This is a genomic window from Candidatus Pantoea rara, assembly GCF_051136265.1.
GTDB classification, from domain to species: Bacteria; Pseudomonadota; Gammaproteobacteria; order Enterobacterales; family Enterobacteriaceae; genus Pantoea; species Pantoea rara.
This window is the reverse complement of the sequence record NZ_CP194942.1, coordinates 1,699,852-1,717,230: the sequence shown is the minus strand read 5'-3', so window position 1 is coordinate 1,717,230 and position 17,379 is coordinate 1,699,852. Positions and strand designations below refer to the sequence as shown.

The 17,379-nt window shown below is 53.7% G+C and carries 15 protein-coding genes; all 15 read right to left on the bottom strand.

What is annotated here, in order from left to right; genetic code table 11:
• Positions 1–56: 56 nt before the first annotated feature.
• Entirely contained in the window at positions 57–698 is a 642-nt protein-coding gene (gene cheZ, locus ACR8BF_RS08045; RefSeq protein WP_136196456.1) for a protein phosphatase CheZ, read from the bottom strand.
• Positions 699–707: 9 nt separating this feature from the next.
• The gene (gene cheY / locus ACR8BF_RS08040; protein WP_136196455.1) at positions 708–1,097 is read right to left on the bottom strand and encodes a chemotaxis response regulator CheY; all 390 of its coding nucleotides are present in this window, start codon (positions 1,095–1,097) and stop codon (positions 708–710) included.
• Positions 1,098–1,136: 39 nt separating this feature from the next.
• Positions 1,137–2,186 (bottom strand): protein-glutamate methylesterase/protein-glutamine glutaminase, encoded by a 1,050-nt coding sequence (locus ACR8BF_RS08035; protein ID WP_090960156.1) that lies wholly within the window; start codon positions 2,184–2,186, stop codon positions 1,137–1,139.
• Positions 2,186–3,058, bottom strand: a complete 873-nt coding sequence (gene cheR / locus ACR8BF_RS08030) for a protein-glutamate O-methyltransferase CheR (protein WP_179895495.1) — start codon at positions 3,056–3,058, stop codon at positions 2,186–2,188. The genes ACR8BF_RS08035 and cheR overlap by 1 nt, the downstream gene beginning before the upstream one ends.
• 80 nt (positions 3,059–3,138) lie before the next feature.
• Positions 3,139–4,815 carry a methyl-accepting chemotaxis protein gene (locus ACR8BF_RS08025; protein WP_292992284.1) on the bottom strand — a complete coding sequence of 559 codons (1,677 nt, stop codon included), beginning with the start codon at positions 4,813–4,815 and terminating at the stop codon, positions 3,139–3,141.
• A 105-nt stretch (positions 4,816–4,920) separates the two neighbouring features.
• On the bottom strand, positions 4,921–6,483 hold the full coding sequence (locus ACR8BF_RS08020; RefSeq protein ID WP_179897038.1) for a methyl-accepting chemotaxis protein: 1,563 nt from the start codon (positions 6,481–6,483) through the stop codon (positions 4,921–4,923).
• A 195-nt stretch (positions 6,484–6,678) separates the two neighbouring features.
• The gene (locus ACR8BF_RS08015; protein ID WP_313700333.1) at positions 6,679–8,349 is read right to left on the bottom strand and encodes a methyl-accepting chemotaxis protein; all 1,671 of its coding nucleotides are present in this window, start codon (positions 8,347–8,349) and stop codon (positions 6,679–6,681) included.
• Between the two features lie 162 nt (positions 8,350–8,511).
• Positions 8,512–9,009, bottom strand: coding sequence for a chemotaxis protein CheW (gene cheW, locus ACR8BF_RS08010; RefSeq protein WP_090960141.1), 498 nt, complete (start codon positions 9,007–9,009; stop codon positions 8,512–8,514).
• Positions 9,010–9,032: 23 nt separating this feature from the next.
• Complete coding sequence (gene cheA / locus ACR8BF_RS08005; RefSeq protein WP_179897036.1) at positions 9,033–11,015, bottom strand: chemotaxis protein CheA; 1,983 nt, start codon at positions 11,013–11,015, stop codon at positions 9,033–9,035.
• Between the two features lie 11 nt (positions 11,016–11,026).
• The gene (motB, locus tag ACR8BF_RS08000; RefSeq protein WP_179895492.1) at positions 11,027–11,968 is read right to left on the bottom strand and encodes a flagellar motor protein MotB; all 942 of its coding nucleotides are present in this window, start codon (positions 11,966–11,968) and stop codon (positions 11,027–11,029) included.
• Complete coding sequence (gene motA / locus ACR8BF_RS07995) at positions 11,965–12,852, bottom strand: flagellar motor stator protein MotA (RefSeq protein ID WP_003849139.1); 888 nt, start codon at positions 12,850–12,852, stop codon at positions 11,965–11,967. Before motA ends, motB begins: the two co-directional genes overlap by 4 nt.
• A 133-nt stretch (positions 12,853–12,985) precedes the next feature.
• Positions 12,986–13,564: a flagellar transcriptional regulator FlhC gene (flhC, locus tag ACR8BF_RS07990; protein ID WP_010258532.1), complete on the bottom strand. Its 579-nt coding sequence runs from the start codon at positions 13,562–13,564 to the stop codon at positions 12,986–12,988.
• Entirely contained in the window at positions 13,561–13,914 is a 354-nt protein-coding gene (gene flhD, locus ACR8BF_RS07985) for a flagellar transcriptional regulator FlhD (RefSeq protein WP_292992282.1), read from the bottom strand. The genes flhC and flhD overlap by 4 nt, the downstream gene beginning before the upstream one ends.
• Before the next feature lie 1,023 nt (positions 13,915–14,937).
• The gene (otsA, locus tag ACR8BF_RS07980; RefSeq protein WP_179895490.1) at positions 14,938–16,374 is read right to left on the bottom strand and encodes an alpha,alpha-trehalose-phosphate synthase; all 1,437 of its coding nucleotides are present in this window, start codon (positions 16,372–16,374) and stop codon (positions 14,938–14,940) included.
• Positions 16,371–17,159 (bottom strand): trehalose-phosphatase, encoded by a 789-nt coding sequence (gene otsB, locus ACR8BF_RS07975; protein WP_179895489.1) that lies wholly within the window; start codon positions 17,157–17,159, stop codon positions 16,371–16,373. The genes otsA and otsB overlap by 4 nt, the downstream gene beginning before the upstream one ends.
• Positions 17,160–17,379: the final 220 nt, after the last annotated feature.

Genomic DNA, 17,379 nt, shown 5'->3' with positions numbered 1-17,379 from the left:
GTGACCCTGTTTAGTTTATTTTGCAGCGGTTTTGCCCGTCCGCAGGCGGACGAAACTTAGAAGCCTAAGCTGTCCAGCAGGTCATCAACCTGATCCTGGTTCGCCACGACGCCGGGGGCATCGTTGTGGATCTGCGGACCGTTCAGCAGGCTGTTGCCAACCTGACGCTTCTCAGCGCTGACTTCTGGCATGTTCTCCAGCAACACCATTAACAGCTGGCGCTCAATTTCCTGGATCACATCCATCATGCGCTTGATAACCTGACCCGTAAGGTCCTGGAAATCCTGCGCCATCATGATTTCAAGCAGCTGCTTGTTCGTAAAGGCGGTGTGTTCTGGCACGGCGGTGAGGAATTCGCGTGTATCCGTCACCAACTCCCGCGCATCACCCAGTTCAATCGGGTTCTCAAACCACTCATCCCAACGCCCTTTCAGCTGCGTTGCTCCGGCTTCCATCTTATCCTGATGGGGTTGTGCTGCTTCGACACAGTTCAACGCACGGTCGGCGGCCTGCGCCGTCATCTGCACAACATAATCCAGACGATCGCGAGCATCAGGAATGGCTTCAGCTGCATCGGCAATGGCTTTATCCAGCCCCAGCTCGCGCAGACTGTCGCGCAGCATGCGCGTCAGAGAGCCAATGCGTGAAATGATGTCGGGTGCCGCGGCATCCTCAGTTGGTTTCGGAAAGTCGCTCATCACATCCCCTTACATGCCCAGTTTTTCGAAAATTTTACCCAGCTTTTCTTCCAGGGTCGCTGCGGTGAATGGCTTCACCACATAACCACTGGCACCCGCCTGGGCGGCGGCGATAATGTTCTCTTTCTTCGCTTCCGCGGTCACCATTAACACCGGCATCGAACTCATTGCCGCGTCGGCACGAATGGTCTGCAGCAGTTGCAGGCCATCCATGTTTGGCATGTTCCAGTCGGAAATCACGAAGTCGAAACCGCCCGCTTTTAGTTTGCCGAGGGCATCCACACCATCTTCCGCTTCTTCTACGTTATTGAAGCCCAGCTCTTTCAGCAGGTTACGCACAATACGACGCATCGTATTGAAGTCGTCTACTACCAAAAAGCGCATGTTTTTATCAGCCATATCTACTCCTGAGTTGTCTCGCCCGGCGGGACGGGCCTGTTAAATACGCAATGCCTGTCCGGCGCTAATTTTCGCCAGCATGTGCTGGCTGATGTTGCTTAAATCTACGACTTCGCTCACGCCGCCTGTGGCGATGGCCTCACGCGGCATGCCAAATACCACACAGCTGGCTTCGTTCTGGGCGATAGTCCAGGCGCCTGCCCGATGCATTTCCAGCATGCCGGCCGCACCATCGTTGCCCATTCCGGTAAGGATGACCCCTACCGCATTTCGTCCGGCGTACGTTGCCACCGATTTAAACAGCACATCCACAGAGGGTTTGTGCCGGTTAACCGGTGGCCCTTCATTCAGTTTCACCACATAGTTGGCACCACTTCGGGCCAGTTCCATGTGCATTGCGCCTGGCGCGATATAGGCGTGGCCCGGCAGGATACGCTCACCATCTTCGGCTTCTTTCACCGTAATCTGACACAGCTTATTCAGACGCTCGGCAAAAGAGCGGGTAAAGCCTGGTGGCATATGCTGGGTAATCAGCAGTGCCGGGCTGGTCGCCGGTAACGGCTGCAGCACATGGCGAATGGCCTCGGTTCCACCGGTTGAGGAGCCAATCGCAATCAGCTTCTCACTACTCAATAGCGGACCGGCTTTCAGTGTCGCTGGCACCGGCATCGCTGTCCGGTTGTGCAGACGGGCACGGGAAGCCGCACGAATTTTGTCGCCAATCATCTGGCTGTACGCCAGCATCCCTTCGCGGATGCCGAGCTGGGGTTTGGTGACAAAATCCACCGCTCCCAGTTCCAGCGCGCGCAGCGTAATTTCGGAGCCTTTTCCGGTCAGCGATGAAACCATCACCACCGGCATTGGCCGTAACCGCATCAGTTTTTCGAGGAAATCGAGGCCATCCATGCGCGGCATTTCCACATCCAGCGTCAGCACCTGCGGATTGAACTGCTTAATCAAATCGCGGGCAACCAGCGGATCGGGCGCCGTAGCGACCATCTCCATATCCGGATGACTGTTGATGATCTCGGTCATCAACTGCCGCATCAGCGCAGAGTCATCTACGCACATCACGGTGATTTTGCTCATCATCTTTCCTTCGTCAGTCCATAGACGGTTTGCCCGCGCAGCCAGAACTCTTTACTGATCTGACTGAAGTTTTCTGAGTGCCCGGCGAACAGGATGCCGCCCGGCTTCAGCAGTGGGACAAACCGACGCAGAATCTTCTCCTGCGTCTCTTTATCGAAATAGATCATCACATTGCGACAGAAAATCGCGTCGAACTGACCCGGCAGCGCCCAGTCATTCGCCAGCAGATTAAGCTGCGCGTAAGTGACCATATTGGTCAGCTCGGGGCGCGCCCGCACCATACCGGCATGCGGACCGGTGCCACGCAGGAAGTAGCGCTGCATTTGCGCGGGTGACAGCGTACGCAGCTCTTCCTGGCGATAGACACCTGACACCGCTTTTTCCAGCACCTGTGTGTCGATATCGCTGGCATGAACCTGGAACTTACCCGGTCCGGTCCCCAGCGCTTCCGCCAGCGTCATAGCAATTGAATAAGGTTCTTCGCCGGTTGACGCTGCGGTGCTCCAGACGCTGAAGTTGCCCTGTCGCTTACGTGCATGCTCCGCCAGAATCGGGAAGTGATGCGCTTCACGGAAGAACGCGGTCAGGTTAGTGGTCAACGCATTGATAAAAGCCTGCCACTCGGCGCTGTTCGGATCGGACTCCAGCAGCGCCAGGTAGCGACCGAAATCATCGATGTTCAGCGTACGCAGGCGGCGAACCAGACGGTTGTAAACCATCTCGCGCTTGTGATCGGCCAGTACGATTCCGGCACGCTGATAGATCAGCTGGCTGATACGACGAAAATGCGTATCGGAGAGCGGTAATCGCTGCACCATCTGCGACAGCAGCGTTGTCGTCTCACTTTGATCTAAAATTGTCGATTTTTTCATCTCTGCACCTGGCCCGAACTGACTATATTATTTTTCTGCTGCGATGCCCGGCGGCTTAACGGCGACCGGGCCACGGGCGATTAAAAGGTTTCCCAGTTGTCGTCGCTGCGTGTAGCAGCCGGACGACCAACGGCTAACGGTGCTTCTGACTGGAGAGTTTTCATCGCCGTTGTCTTGTTAACGGCCTGAGCGACAAATTCTTTACCAATATTGAACACTGAAACCGCTTGTTTTAAGTGACTTGCCTGATCTTCGAGCGCTGCAGCCGCTGCTGCGGACTCTTCAACCAGTGAGGCGTTCTGTTGCGTGACGCGATCCATCTCCGTCACCGCAAGGCCCACCTGGTCAATGCCACGGCTCTGTTCATCTGATGCGGAGGCGATCTCACCCATAATGTCGGTCACGCGTGTGACCGCGCTGACAATGTTGCTCATGGTGTCACCGGCGCTCTCTACCAGTACCGAGCCAGTATTAACGCGGCTAACGGAATCTTCGATCAGACCTTTGATCTCTTTGGCGGCCTGGGCGCTGCGCTGCGCCAGGCTGCGCACTTCCCCGGCGACCACCGCAAAACCGCGACCCTGTTCACCGGCACGCGCTGCTTCAACCGCCGCATTCAGCGCCAGGATGTTGGTCTGGAAGGCAATGCCATCAATCACACTGGTGATATCGGCAATCTTCCTGGAACTGCCAGCAATCTCTTTCATGGTGGTGACTACACCATCCACCACTTTGCCGCCCTGCTGCGCGGTTTCAGAGGCGGTCAGTGCCAGCTTCGACGCCTGACGGGCGTTTTCAGCATTCTGTTTCACCGTTGCAGTGAGCTGCTCCATGCTGGCAGCGGTCTGCTCCAGTGAGGCGGCCTGCTGTTCGGTACGCGAAGAGAGATCGTTATTGCCAATGGAAATTTCGCTGGCACCGGTATAGATGGCATCTGATCCATCACGCACGGTGCGAACGGTACGCGCCAGTTCCTGCTGCATGTGCTGCAACGAGGTGAGTAACTCACCGATTTCGTTTCGCACGTTAATCTCCACCGGCTGGGTCAGATCGCCGCGCGCGATGTGCTGGATATGCTCAATGCTCTGACGCAGTGGGCGGATCAGCACTGAACGCATCACGTTCCACACCAAAATAATCATCAGCAAGGTCACAGCCAGCGTGGCAATAACGATCGTGATGGAGCGGCTGTACGCCTGCTGATTGGCTTCAACGCCCTGCTGTGCCAGCGCTTTGTTGTTCTCCAGCCAGGCGCTGTACTCTTTCTGAAACTTGTCCTGGAAGCTCTGCGTAGGCTGGTCGACAAAACCTTTGAAGTTACCGGTGGTGAAGAACACCATCAGTTCTGCCAGCGCATCGTGATAGGCCTTGTAGTTCGCCTGTAATGCCAGGACGTTCTCGGCCGTCTTCCCCTGTTCTGACAGGTTATCGTTGAAGATCTGATAGCTGACTTCAGCCTGTTTCAGCTCCTCACCCGCCAGTGCAACCAGCTCTTTTACGCTGGCACCGGATCCCGACATCTGGGCATCCTGAAGAAAACGGATACCAGCGCGGTTAAGCGTATTACGTGCCTGAACCAGCGAAACCCATGAGGTGCCCATCGCCTGTTGCAAGGTATTCAGGCGCTGGTTATAGGCAAAATTTTCTTTATCTGAACTGACAGTTTTGAAAAACATTCCGCCCGAAAAAAGCTGCAGCAGCGCAAACAGCGCCAGCACACACAGCAGGCCGGAAACGACTCGTACACGACTAAACATAAACACCTCGTTGGTTGGCGATTCGTGTTTATTTATCGGCGGAGTCAGGGGGAACTTTATGTACGGCGGCGGCTTTACGCCGCCGCCATCGTGAAAGGCGGGAAATCAGGCGCGGGAAATTTTGAAAACGGAGACGGCCTGGGTCAGTACGCTGGCCTGCTGCTCCAGTGCAGCGGCAGCGGCGGCAGACTCCTCCACCAGCGAGGCGTTCTGCTGGGTCACGCGATCCATTTCAGTAACAGCCAGTCCGACCTGCTCAATACCCCGGCTTTGCTCATCGGACGCTGAGGCGATTTCACCCATGATGTCGGTCACGCGGGTCACGGCGCCCACGATCTCATTCATGGTGCTGCCGGCGCTTTCAACCTGCAGTGAACCGCTGTTGACGCGTGAAACGGAGTCTTCAATCAGGCCTTTGATCTCTTTCGCGGCCTGGGCGCTGCGCTGTGCCAGACTGCGCACTTCGCCCGCCACCACCGCAAAACCGCGACCCTGCTCACCGGCACGCGCCGCTTCAACGGCTGCGTTCAGCGCCAGGATGTTGGTCTGGAAGGCGATGCCGTCAATCACGCTGATGATGTCTGCGATTTTCTTCGAGCTTCCGGCGATCTCTTTCATGGTGGTGACCACGCCGTCCACCACTTTACCGCCCTGTTGTGCGGTTTCGGAGGCGGTCAGGGCCAGTTGCGACGCCTGACGGGCGTTATCCGCATTCTGCTTCACGGTCGCCGTGAGCTGCTCCATGCTGGCTGCAGTCTGCTCCAGTGAGGCAGCCTGCTCTTCGGTGCGGGATGAAAGGTCGTTGTTACCGGCGGCGATTTCGCTGGCACCGGTGAAGATGGCATCAGAGCCATCACGGACATTACCCACCGTCATGACCAGCGACTGCTGCATCTCATGGATACCTGCCGCCAGCTGGCTCATCTCATTGCGCCCTTCCACTACAATCGGCTGGGTTAAATCGCCAGAGGCGATAGCACGAATCTGTGTCAGCAGCTGTTGCAACGGCTGAATCAGCACCTGACGCAGGCCAAACCAGCAGGAGATAATCACCGCGAGCACGGCGACGCCAATAATGACCAGCAGCCACATCATCTGGGTAAAGGCTTTCTGGTTCTGCGCCATGCCCTTATCGGACAGCGCGGTCTGGAGCTCACGCCATTTGTTGTAACTCTCCTGCATCGCCACCTGTTTCTGTTCGATGTTCTGTTTAAACATCCCTTCCAGGTCACGTGCCTGCAGGCTTTTCACCATCGCTTTCAGGCCATTTTCGTAATTGGCGTAATCGGCTTCCAGCTTGTCGCCCAGCGTCTCATCGAGACCGGGTGTTGTCGGCAGATGGTAATAGATTTTGAAGTGGCGATCCGCTTCCACCAGCTGCTTACTGGCTTTATTGATCAGATCCTCAAGCTGACCGCCATTCATCTGTGATGCCATGCTGGTCTGTAAGCGCAGCATGCCGCGGTTCAGTGTGGTACGGCTGTTGTTTAAGGAAATATAGGCATCCGTCATCTCGGTGACGTTGCGATTAGAGACCTGCGACAGCGCAAAGGACTCTTTATCTTTATTGAGGGCCGACCAGAAAAGGCTGCCAGCGACTAACTGGAGCGCGCCAAAGATAATCAGGACTGCGATTAAACTGGTCACCACTTTTATTCTTTTTAACATCATGTTCCCCTGCAGGTTAATTTAGGTGCAGCGGCTATATCGGCGTACTGACGGGATTAGTTAACGCTTTTCGACGCTTTCAGAAGAGAAGTGGCTTTTGTAATTATTTTTATCAGCATGAGCTGCTGAGTTTGGCTTTAAGCAGAGGAATAACGGGGTGGATGCTGCGCATCCCGCAGGATGCGCAGCTTTACATCAGAAAGTTTCCCAGTGCGTATCACTGACCGGTGCCGTCAGGGCTTTGCGAGTGGCCAGCGTCGCCGTGGCGGGCGCGGCAATCGGCAGATGCTTTGTCAGCGTCTGCCTGGCTTCGCGTTTGATTCTGAAGACCGACACGGCCTGGCTTAACCGGCTGGCCTGATCTTCCAGCGAGGCCGCCGCCGCTGCGGACTCCTCTACCAGCGAGGCGTTCTGCTGGGTCACGCGATCCATTTCGGTGACGGCCTGACCGACCTGATCGATACCCCGACTCTGCTCGTCCGACGCCGAGGCGATTTCGCCCATGATGTCGGTGACGCGCGTAACCGCACTGACGATATCGCTCATGGTTTCCCCGGCGGTGCCGACCAGCTGTGAACCCACATTGACCCGGTTCACAGAGTCATCAATCAGCCCTTTGATCTCTTTAGCTGCCTGGGCGCTACGCTGCGCCAGACTCCGCACTTCACCGGCTACCACCGCAAAACCACGCCCCTGTTCCCCGGCACGCGCTGCCTCAACCGCTGCATTCAGCGCCAGGATATTGGTCTGGAACGCAATGCCATCAATCACACTGGTGATATCCGCAATCTTCTTCGAGCTGCCAGCGATTTCGCTCATGGTTTTCACCACACCCGCCACTACGTTGCCGCCTTTTTCTGCGGTTTCGGAGGCGCTGTGTGCCAGCTGTGACGCCTGGCGGGCGTTTTCAGCGTTCTGCTTCACGGTCGCGGTGAGCTGCTCCATGCTGGCCGCCGTCTGCTCCAGTGAGGCAGCCTGCTGTTCCGTGCGGGCAGACAGGTCATTGTTCCCGCTAGCGATCTCACTGGCGCCGGTGAAGATCGCATCCGATCCTTCACGCACATTGGTCACGGTGCGCACCAGCGACTGCTGCATATCATGCAGGCTGGCTGCGAGCTGGGTCATCTCGTTGCGCCCTTCCACCACGATCGGCTGGGTTAAATCGCCCTGGGCGATATGCTGGATGTGGTTAATGCTGCTGTTCAGCGGCGTTATGACGATTTTGCGCAGGCCAAACCAGCAGAGCACGATCACCGCCACCACCGCGGCCATAATGATGGAGAGGATCCACATCATACGGGTATAGGCACTGCTGTTTTCTGCCACGCCCAGGCTGGTCAGACGACTCTGGTCGGCGCGCCACTCACGGTAGAGCGTCAGAAATGCACTCTGGCTCGGTGCGACCGGGGCTTTAGCGGCCGCGACCATGTCATTTACCTGCAGCGCGCTCTGCAGGCTGCTCAGCGCGCCCGCATAGTCTCTGAAGCGCTGGTCAAGCTGGCTGCCGAGTTGCTCATCCATTCCTGGGGTTTCTGGCGTCTCTCTGAACGCCTTGTAGAAGCCCGCGGCCGCCTGCTGGAAACGCTGACTCTCTTCAAACAGCGTGGCAACATCTGCCGGTTTGCCTTCCAGTTTACTGGTGGCAAACCGCAGCTGAATGCGGGTCAGCAATACACGGCTCTGGTTAAGACTCATGTAGGCATCATTAAGCCCCTGCGTATTTTGCATGGCCAGCTGGGATACGGCGAAGTTTTGCTTATCGTGACTTAATGCGGAGTAAAAGACAGAACCGGAGAAGGCCTGTAACAGCCCGAACACCAGCAACACCAGTAACAGGCTGGTGACAACACGGATTTTCGTTAACATGAGTAACCCTGAACAAAGTAGGTAATTAAAAAGTGACTCAGGGATTATCGGCAGGTGATCGCAGGAAATTAGGGAAGACGAGACTTTATTCTATGAATTTAAAGGGATTATCACGTGAGGAAATTATCACGGGCCAGCCATAACTGGCCCGTGAAGATTCGATTACGCGCTACGCAGGTTATCAACCAGCGCCATCTCGTCGCTGCTCAGCAGCTTCTCGATGTCGACCAGAATCAGCATGCGGTCACCGAGTGCACCCAGACCCGTCATGTACTCGGTAGACATGGTCACAGCGAACTCTGGTGAAGGACGAATCTGATCCTGGGTCAGTGACAGCACGTCAGAGACGCCGTCAACCACAATACCGACCACACGGTTTTCCAGATTCAGCACAATAACCACGGTGTTTTCGTTGTACTCAACATCGGGCTGCGCAAACTTCACACGCAGATCGATAATCGGCACGATAACACCGCGCAGGTTAGTGACACCGCGGATGAATTCAGGCGTATTCGCAATACGTGTTACCTGATCGTAACCGCGAATTTCCTGAACTTTGAGGATATCGATGCCGTATTCTTCGTCGCCCAGCGTGAAGACCAGAAACTCCTGACCCACGGTTTCGCCAGCGATTTTTGTCACGGTTGCCATTCCATTCATGTTATTTACCCTTTCGTTATCAATCAGGCGGCAGCGCCAGCCACACGTTTTTCACGGTTAAGTGATTGCAGTGCTGAAACATCAACAATCAGCGCTACGCTACCATCGCCAAGAATGGTGGCAGCTGAGATGCCCGGCACTTTGCGATAGTTACTTTCCAGATTCTTCACCACCACCTGATGTTGACCAATCAGCTGATCGACCAGCAGCGCGTAGCGTTTGCCCGCGCTTTGCAGGATCACTACGATGCCCTGGGTGGCTTCGGTTTTGGCATCCTGCACATCAAAGACGTTCCACAACTCGACCAGTGGCAGATATTCGCCACGTACTTCCAGCACGCACTCGCCACCGGCCATTGGTTTCAGATCTTCGGCGCGCGGTTGCAGTGACTCCATCACCGCATTCAGCGGCAGAATAAAGACTTCATCGGCGACGCGAACAGACATGCCATCAAGAATGGCCAGCGTCAGCGGCAGCAGGATACGGATGGTGGTGCCTTTGCCCTGCTTCGAGGCGATTTCGACGTGACCGCCCATCTCCTGAATATTTCGTTTCACCACGTCCATACCGACGCCGCGTCCTGAAACATCCGTCACCTGCTCTGCTGTCGAGAAGCCCGGCGCGAAGATCAGCATGCCGACCTCTTCATCGCTCATGTTCTCGTGCACCGGCAGGCCCGAAGAGAGCGCCTTCGCCAGAATACGTTCACGGTTCAGACCGGCACCATCATCAGAGACTTCAATACAAATGTTGCCGCCCTGATGTTCCGCAGAAAGCGTCAGGTTACCGGTAGCCACTTTACCGGCCACCAGACGTTTCTCCGGGGTTTCGATACCGTGGTCAAGACTGTTACGCACCAGGTGCGTTAATGGATCGATGATGCGTTCAATCAGGCTCTTATCGAGTTCGGTTGAGCTGCCCAGCAGAGTCAGTTCGACCTCTTTGCCGAGTTTGCTTGCCAGGTCACGCACCAGACGCGGGAAGCGGCTGAAGACATACTCCATTGGCATCATACGAATCGACATCACCGATTCCTGCAGATCGCGGGCGTTACGCTCCAGCTGACCCATGCTGTTCAGCAGGTCGCCATGCGCCACCGGATCCAGTTCACCGGAACGCTGCGCGAGCATTGACTGGGTAATGACCAGTTCGCCCACCAGGTTGATCAACTGATCGACCTTCTCCACGGCCACACGGATGCTGGTGGATTCACTCGATTTGGCTGGTGCCGCGGCGCGCTTAGTTTCACGCTTCGCCGCTGCCACTGGCAGTTCGGTGACGGTCGCAGTGTGAACTTCTTCCACCACGGGTGCAGCAACGGCAGCGACAGCTACCGGATCTGCAACCGCTTCGTCAGCAGCCGGGAAACGAATCTGCGCTTCGTCGATCACGAAGCAAAGCACCGCCACGATGTCATCTTTACCGACGCCATCAATGCAGACATCCAGCATGTTGCTGCCTTTCTGCACATTGGTCAGCGTGCCGAGATTACTCATCTCTTCCAGCATCAGATCGACTTCTTTCTCTTTGAGATCGATCAACTGGACACGAAGGCCGCTGTTACTGACAGGCTCTGCGCTGGCAGTCGTCACACTGGCCGGTGCGTCAACCGGCAGACCTTTGGCCTCTAACGCCAGCTGGCGCAGCGCTTCACAGATATATTTGAAGCTTTCCGCGTTAGGCTCCTGCGCGGTTTTATAAGCATCGAGCTGTTCCTGCATAATATCTTTGGTTTCCAAAAACAGGTTGATGATGTCGGTGCTGAGCTGCATCTCGCCGCGACGAGCACCATCCAGAATGTTTTCCAGGATATGAGTCGTTTCCTGTAATACCGTAAAACCAAAGGTTCCGGCCCCACCCTTAATGGAGTGAGCGGCACGGAAGATGGCGTTAAGCTGTTCCGAATCTGGCTCCTGCGGGTCTAAGCCCAACAGGTGTTGTTCCATATCCGCTAATAGCTCATCGGCTTCATCAAAAAACGTCTGGTAAAAATCGCTGATGTCCATACTCACGGGAATCACCTCGGCTGTGAGGGGGCTGCTGTATTCACCGCGCTGCCTGGTGTTGCAGGTGCGGTAATCTGTTGGATGGCCGCCGGATCGCTGATCTGGACGGCATCACTTTCTGCGTTCTCTTTTTCTATTGCCGCTTCAGTGTCATGGTTCAACACCAGCAGGCTGATGCGGCGGTTAACTGCGTCATTACCGCCACGATTTTTCAGGCTCATGGTGTCGGCCATGCCTAACACCCGTAAAATTTTTCCGCTGTCTAAGCCGCCCGTCACCAGTTCACGGCGTGAGGCGTTAGCGCGGTCGGTCGACAGTTCCCAGTTGCTGTAGCCTTTGTCACCGTTGGCATACTGAAAATCATCGGTATGGCCGGCCAGGCTGATGCGGTTCGGGATGTCGTTGAGGATGGGCGCTATGGCACGCAGAATATCGCGCATATAAGGCTCCACCTCGGCCCGACCGGTCTTAAACATCGGGCGATTCTGGCTGTCGATAATCTGAATACGCAGCCCCTCTTCCACCATGTTGATGATCAGATGCGGGCGCAGCGCTTTCAGACGCGGATCCGCTTCAATCATCTGGTCGAGCTTTTCACGCAAACGGTTAAGGCGAATCTCTTCCAGCTTGCGTTTCTGTGCATCCATATCGACGACTTTGTTCACTTCGCCAATCTTTTTCGTTGGATCATCACCGCCGCCGGGGATCGGGCTTTCGCTATCGCTGCTGCGCGCCCCGCCGGTAAGTGCAACCTTCAGCGGTGTTTTAAAGTAGTCTGCTATCTGCACCAGCTCCTGTGGGTTGGCGATCGACAGCAGCCACATCACCATAAAAAAGGCCATCATCGCCGTCATAAAGTCGGCGTAGGCAATTTTCCACGATCCGTGGCTGCCTTCATGGCCTTTATGTTTGCGCTTTTTGATCAGCACAATTGGGCGATTGCCGTGTTTCATGAAGCCTCGTCTGAAGTCTGTTTAGCCGGGTTCTTAGCGTTACGCACATGCTCTTCCAGTTCACTGAACGATGGGCGCTCAGCGGAGTAAAGCGTCTTACGACCAAACTCCACCGCAATCTGCGGCGCGTAACCATTCAGGCTCGACAGCAATGTCACCTTAATGCACTGCATCATCTTGGTCGTTTCCGCACACTTCTGACGCAGTACTGATGACAGTGGAGAGACAAACCCATACGCCAGTAAAATACCCAGGAAGGTTCCCACCATCGCATGTGCCACCAGCGCACCCAGCTCAGCAGCCGGACGGTCAGCAGAAGCCAGCGCATGGACCACGCCCATTACCGCAGCGACGATACCGAATGCAGGAAGACCATCACCCACTGCAGCAATACTTTGCGCTGGTACGTCACACTCGTGTTCGTAGGTCTCAATCTCTTCATCCATCAACGCTTCGATTTCAAAGGCGTTCATGTTGCCACTCACCATCAGGCGTAAATAGTCAGTAATAAAATCTACTAACTGTTTATCGGCAAGAATGCGGGGATAATTAGCAAAAATTTCACTCTGGCTCGGATCTTCAATATCGCGTTCCAGCGATAACATCCCTTGCTGACGCGACTTCGCCATCAGGCGATAAAGCAGCGCCATTAAATCCATGTAAACGGCTTTATTATACTTGGATCCGCGAAATAACTTAGGCAACGCTTTCAGTGTTTTTTTAATCGACTTACCATTGTTGCCGACTAAAAAAGCACCTGCGCCAGCGCCGCCGATCATTAATAACTCAGCGGGCTGATAAAGCGCGCCCAGATGGCCACCTACCAGCGCATATCCGCCCAACACGGAGCCTAAAACAATCAGGTAACCTATAATTATCAGCACAAAAATATCCTTACGTCCGTAACGTGTTGGTGGAAGTTAAGCCAGTGAGCCGCAGGTGTTATTCCTGAACCGCAAGCAAAAAAAAAGCAGCGGTATTAACCGCTGCTGGATGACTTCCACAATGCGAACAAATTTAAACGGCGTGTTTAACCTGTTCATCCAGCAGTTGTGGAAACATATCGGCAGGTTCTGCAGAAAGTTTACGTCTTTTTACGGCACGTGATGGCGGCTGGCACAGGCTGCAGGTAAAGCTGCCAACCGGCTGATGTGCATGGTTAATAAAGCTACCGTTGCAGCTCTTACAATCTGCCAGTTCCAGCATACCGCTATCAACGAATCGGACCAGGGTCCAGGCACGAGTCAGCGCCAACAGTGGGCCCTCGTCCGATTGAGGACACTGTTCAAGATACAGGCGGTAAGCTTTGATCACGGCATCGACGCCGCTGCACAGGCCAGTTTTCAGTAAAAACTTCCAGGCGTTACAGAACATAGAAGCATGAATGTTCTGCTCCCACGTCATAAACCAGTCCGTGGAGAAAGGCAGCATGCCTTTCGGTGGCGGACTGCCACGCAATTCTTTATAGAGCTTGATCAGACGACCACGGCTCAGTTGAGTTTCACTCTCTAACATCTGTAAGCGCGCACCTAAAGTGATGAGTTCCATCGCGAGATGAATATCACGGGCTTCCTGAACAATACTTTTCTCACTCATGACATTGCTCTCTTTTTAGCTGGCGCTTCATCTTTAGACGCATTACGCAGTAAACGGCTGGATAATAAAATTCCGGTGTGGATTTGTTGTAAATCATCCACGCGTGATTCCTGCGTCAAACGATTAATGGTGCTGCTTTCGGTAAAACGAAACTGACAAACCAGTTGATTGGTTTCCGCCATTTTCACCATCTCAGGCAAAGTTAATTCAGATAATGTGTTTGCCATTTTTTCGTCAATTCCGAGACGAAACATTGCAGACGCCTTATCCTGGTTAATTAAACGCTGCGCCAGAAGTAAATAAGACAAGTTGAGGTCGTAAATATGTTTTAGTACTTCAGAGGTATTCATTATTTTTTCCATCCTGAGAGATGCGACGTAACTGTATCGCAGATTATTATCTGCAGTTCGAGCTGCTGTTTGTTAAATCAAAAGATGGCAAAAAAAACCTCACATAACCTTAATGTCACCGTTTTTCGCCTTCTGTTTTTTTGTGGGTTTCAGACCCACTGAAGGTCGAAAATCCATGCCATTCTATTTTCGAGTTCTGGACATCTTCCGTGACATCTTCTTACGTTTTTTAGGACTATTCCGAAAACAACGCAAATCTATATCGTCTGATTTCCACATACAACGACAGGGAAGCGTAATTTTAGATAAAGTGTGACGTAGATCACACTTTTAACGCAAATTTCTTCAACAAAGCTTTACGGTTCCTTACTTACTGATCGTTTTTTGTACAAAAATTCCCGTTTTTAAGTCCAATTGGTCCTGAGAAAGGTTTAATAGGGGGTAAAACCATCGCTATTCGACGCTTTGAGCAGTCCGAAATGAATATCGGGTGTTATTCGTTTTAACACCCTATTTAGAACCAGACAAACAAGAGTTATCAGAAGATTATGCTGACAAGGCAGACAGGTAATTGCTTCTAAATTAGTTACTTAAGGGGAGTATCGCAGGAGGTAAGTAATGAAAACGTTAAGACTTCTACGGTATCAGGAGAGATTTATGGCAACCTGGTATTAACAGCAACAGCAGTGTGTTCAGGATCCAACATCCACTCTGACAAGGGGTTACATAAGAAAGTCGAATGAATTAACAAGAGGTTATGCGTTGGCACTATTACTATCGGCAGTCTGGTGAAGAACTTGAGTTAAGAAGGTAAAGAAAGTCTCAGAGCCTGATCTGGCGCAGTTTACGGGTTCACCTGCATTAATCAGGCCACTCCAGGAAGTCTTTAAACGGGTCAGCGTGCTATCGCATGGTAAGTCTTTAACAGATACGTCATGTGCTTTCTGTGATCGGCGCCAAAAAAAAAGCAGTGATACCACCGTTTGGGTATCACTGCTTTCAACACCTTAATCAGGACTTATTTCAGGCGAGTTTTGGGAAGGTCGCAACCTTGTTGGCCGTGTTGTGGTCAACGCTGCGTGGGTCGATGCGTTCAAGGTCTTTCAGGAAGCTTTCACGCCATGCAGTAATATCATTCTTACGCAATACCGCCATCATGTCGTTGTAGCGTGAAATCCTTTCGGTACGCGGCATGGTAATGGCCTTATCCAGTGCAGCGGCCACTTCATCACGGTCATAAGGATTGACTATCAATGCTGACGTCAGCTCATTGGCGGCGCCGGCAAAGCGCGACAGCACCAGTACGCCTGGATCATCCGGGTCCTGCGCAGCAACATACTCTTTCGCCACCAGGTTCATGCCGTCACGCAGCGGCGTCACCAGACCGACATCGGTCAGTCGAAAAATCTTCATCAACAGGCGACGGTCGAAATGCTGATTAAGGTAGTAGAGCGGGGTCCAGCCCAGCGTACCGTACTTACCGTTGATGCGCCCTGCTTCGGTCTCCAGCTGATGACGGATATCCTGGTACGCCTGCACATCGCCACGCGAGGTTGGCGCGATCTGCGAATAACGGATCTTGCCGCGATGCTCCGGGAAGTTTTCCAGCAGCGCCTCATAGGCAAGGAAACGCTCTGGCAGACCTTTGGAATAGTCGAGACGTTCGCAGGCAATAATATTGCGTGCATCACCCAGCTCTTTCTTCATAGCCGCCATTTTCGGCGGCAGCGGTCCTTCTGCCATCTCTTTAATACTGTCTGGCTCAATCCCGATCGGATACACCTCAGTCATAAAGGTGTTGCCAAAGGCGCGATGTTTTTTGTCGCCCTTATTCTGTAACTGTGTGAGCTGGCTGACGCTGTCGAGGAACGCCACCCGGTCGGATTCGGTCTGGAAGCCCAGCAGGTCATATTCACACAGCATTTCCAGCAACTCTTTGTGCGGAGGCAGTGCGTTAAAGATTTCAGGCGTCGGGAATGGAATATGCAGGAAGAAACCGATGCGGTTATTAATGCCCGCCCGACGCAATGCGGCGGCAAACGGTAAAAAGTGATAATCGTGGATCCAGACAATGTCATCAGGCTTAATCAGCGGTTTTAAACGCTGTGCTACTGCATCATTGACGTCACAATACCCTTCCCACGCTTCACGCTGGAACTGCACCAGGTCGAGGCGATAATGGAAGGCAGGCCAGATAACCGTGTTAGAGAACTGGCAATAATAAAGATCGTAATCGTTCTGGCTCAGCGGGAACGAGGCATACTCGATACCCTCATGCTCCTGAACCTTGACGTCTTCAACGTCTTCGCCTGTGAACTCGCTGATTTCACCGTTCCAGCCAAACCACATTCCACCGGTGCTTTTCAGTGCATCGAGGATACCGACGGCCAGGCCGCCAGCGCTGGTTTTAGACCCATCTGGCATGGCGACACGGTTAGATACAACCACTAAACGACTCATAACCTAAACTCCTTACCGACGTTGTCTTGCTCTAATAGTAATAATGTTCTTTCCAGCCAGCCATAAACCGCATCGACATCACTAAGCCGATAATCGGCCTGACTGGAACCTTCGCCGACTTTGATCGAGACGCCCTGGCGTTCATTGACGGCCAGAAAGCCCTTCTCATCAGTGAGATCGTCGCCGATAAAGACCGGCGTTCGTCCGGCAAAAGGGGACTGCTGCATAAAGTCGCCAATGGCGGCGCCTTTATCAATGCCTGCGGGTTTGATCTCAACCACACATTTTCCGGGCTGAAGCGCCAGTCCGGGGAAGCGCTTCACTGACTGCTCAGCCAGACGCATCACATCCTGCTCATGCTGCATCGCCTGACGGTAGTGAAGGGCAAAGGCCATGCCTTTGATCTCCAGCTGGGTGCCAGGCCAGGAAGCCATTGCCTCCTGCAGCTCCGCTCTGAGCGGTTGCTCGACTTCAGTCGGCAGGCTGATACGTTGCAGATTACCCTCTGCATCACGGCGCTCAGCACCATGCACGCCCGCAGCCGGGCCATGCCACGGCGCGGCCAGCGCATCAAGTTGTTCAATAGGTCTGCCGGAAACCAGCGCAAGTGCGCCTCCAGAGAGTGCAGAGAGCTGCTGGAGTTGTGCGATGACCTGCTCAGGAATGAATACCGCTTCGGGACGGGACTGAATCGCTGCCAGCGTGCCGTCGACATCAAAAAAGAAGGCGTACTGCCCGCTCGTTAATGTCGGGTACCTGGCATGGGTGTCTGCCGCTTGAGTCACGTTACGTCTCCTGAAAATCGAAATTTAATAAAACATTGAGTTAAAACAAGAATGTCCTGACGCAGTCAGGTCAGCAAGCGGGAAATTCTGATAAAGCGGTGATTGAGGGATAAAACGTGGTGATTGGATAGGTCACACTCCTCAAACTTGCAAGCGCATTGCTGACAATACTGCCTAACTGAGAACATCTTCACATTCAGTGTAGTCATTAACAGGGGTA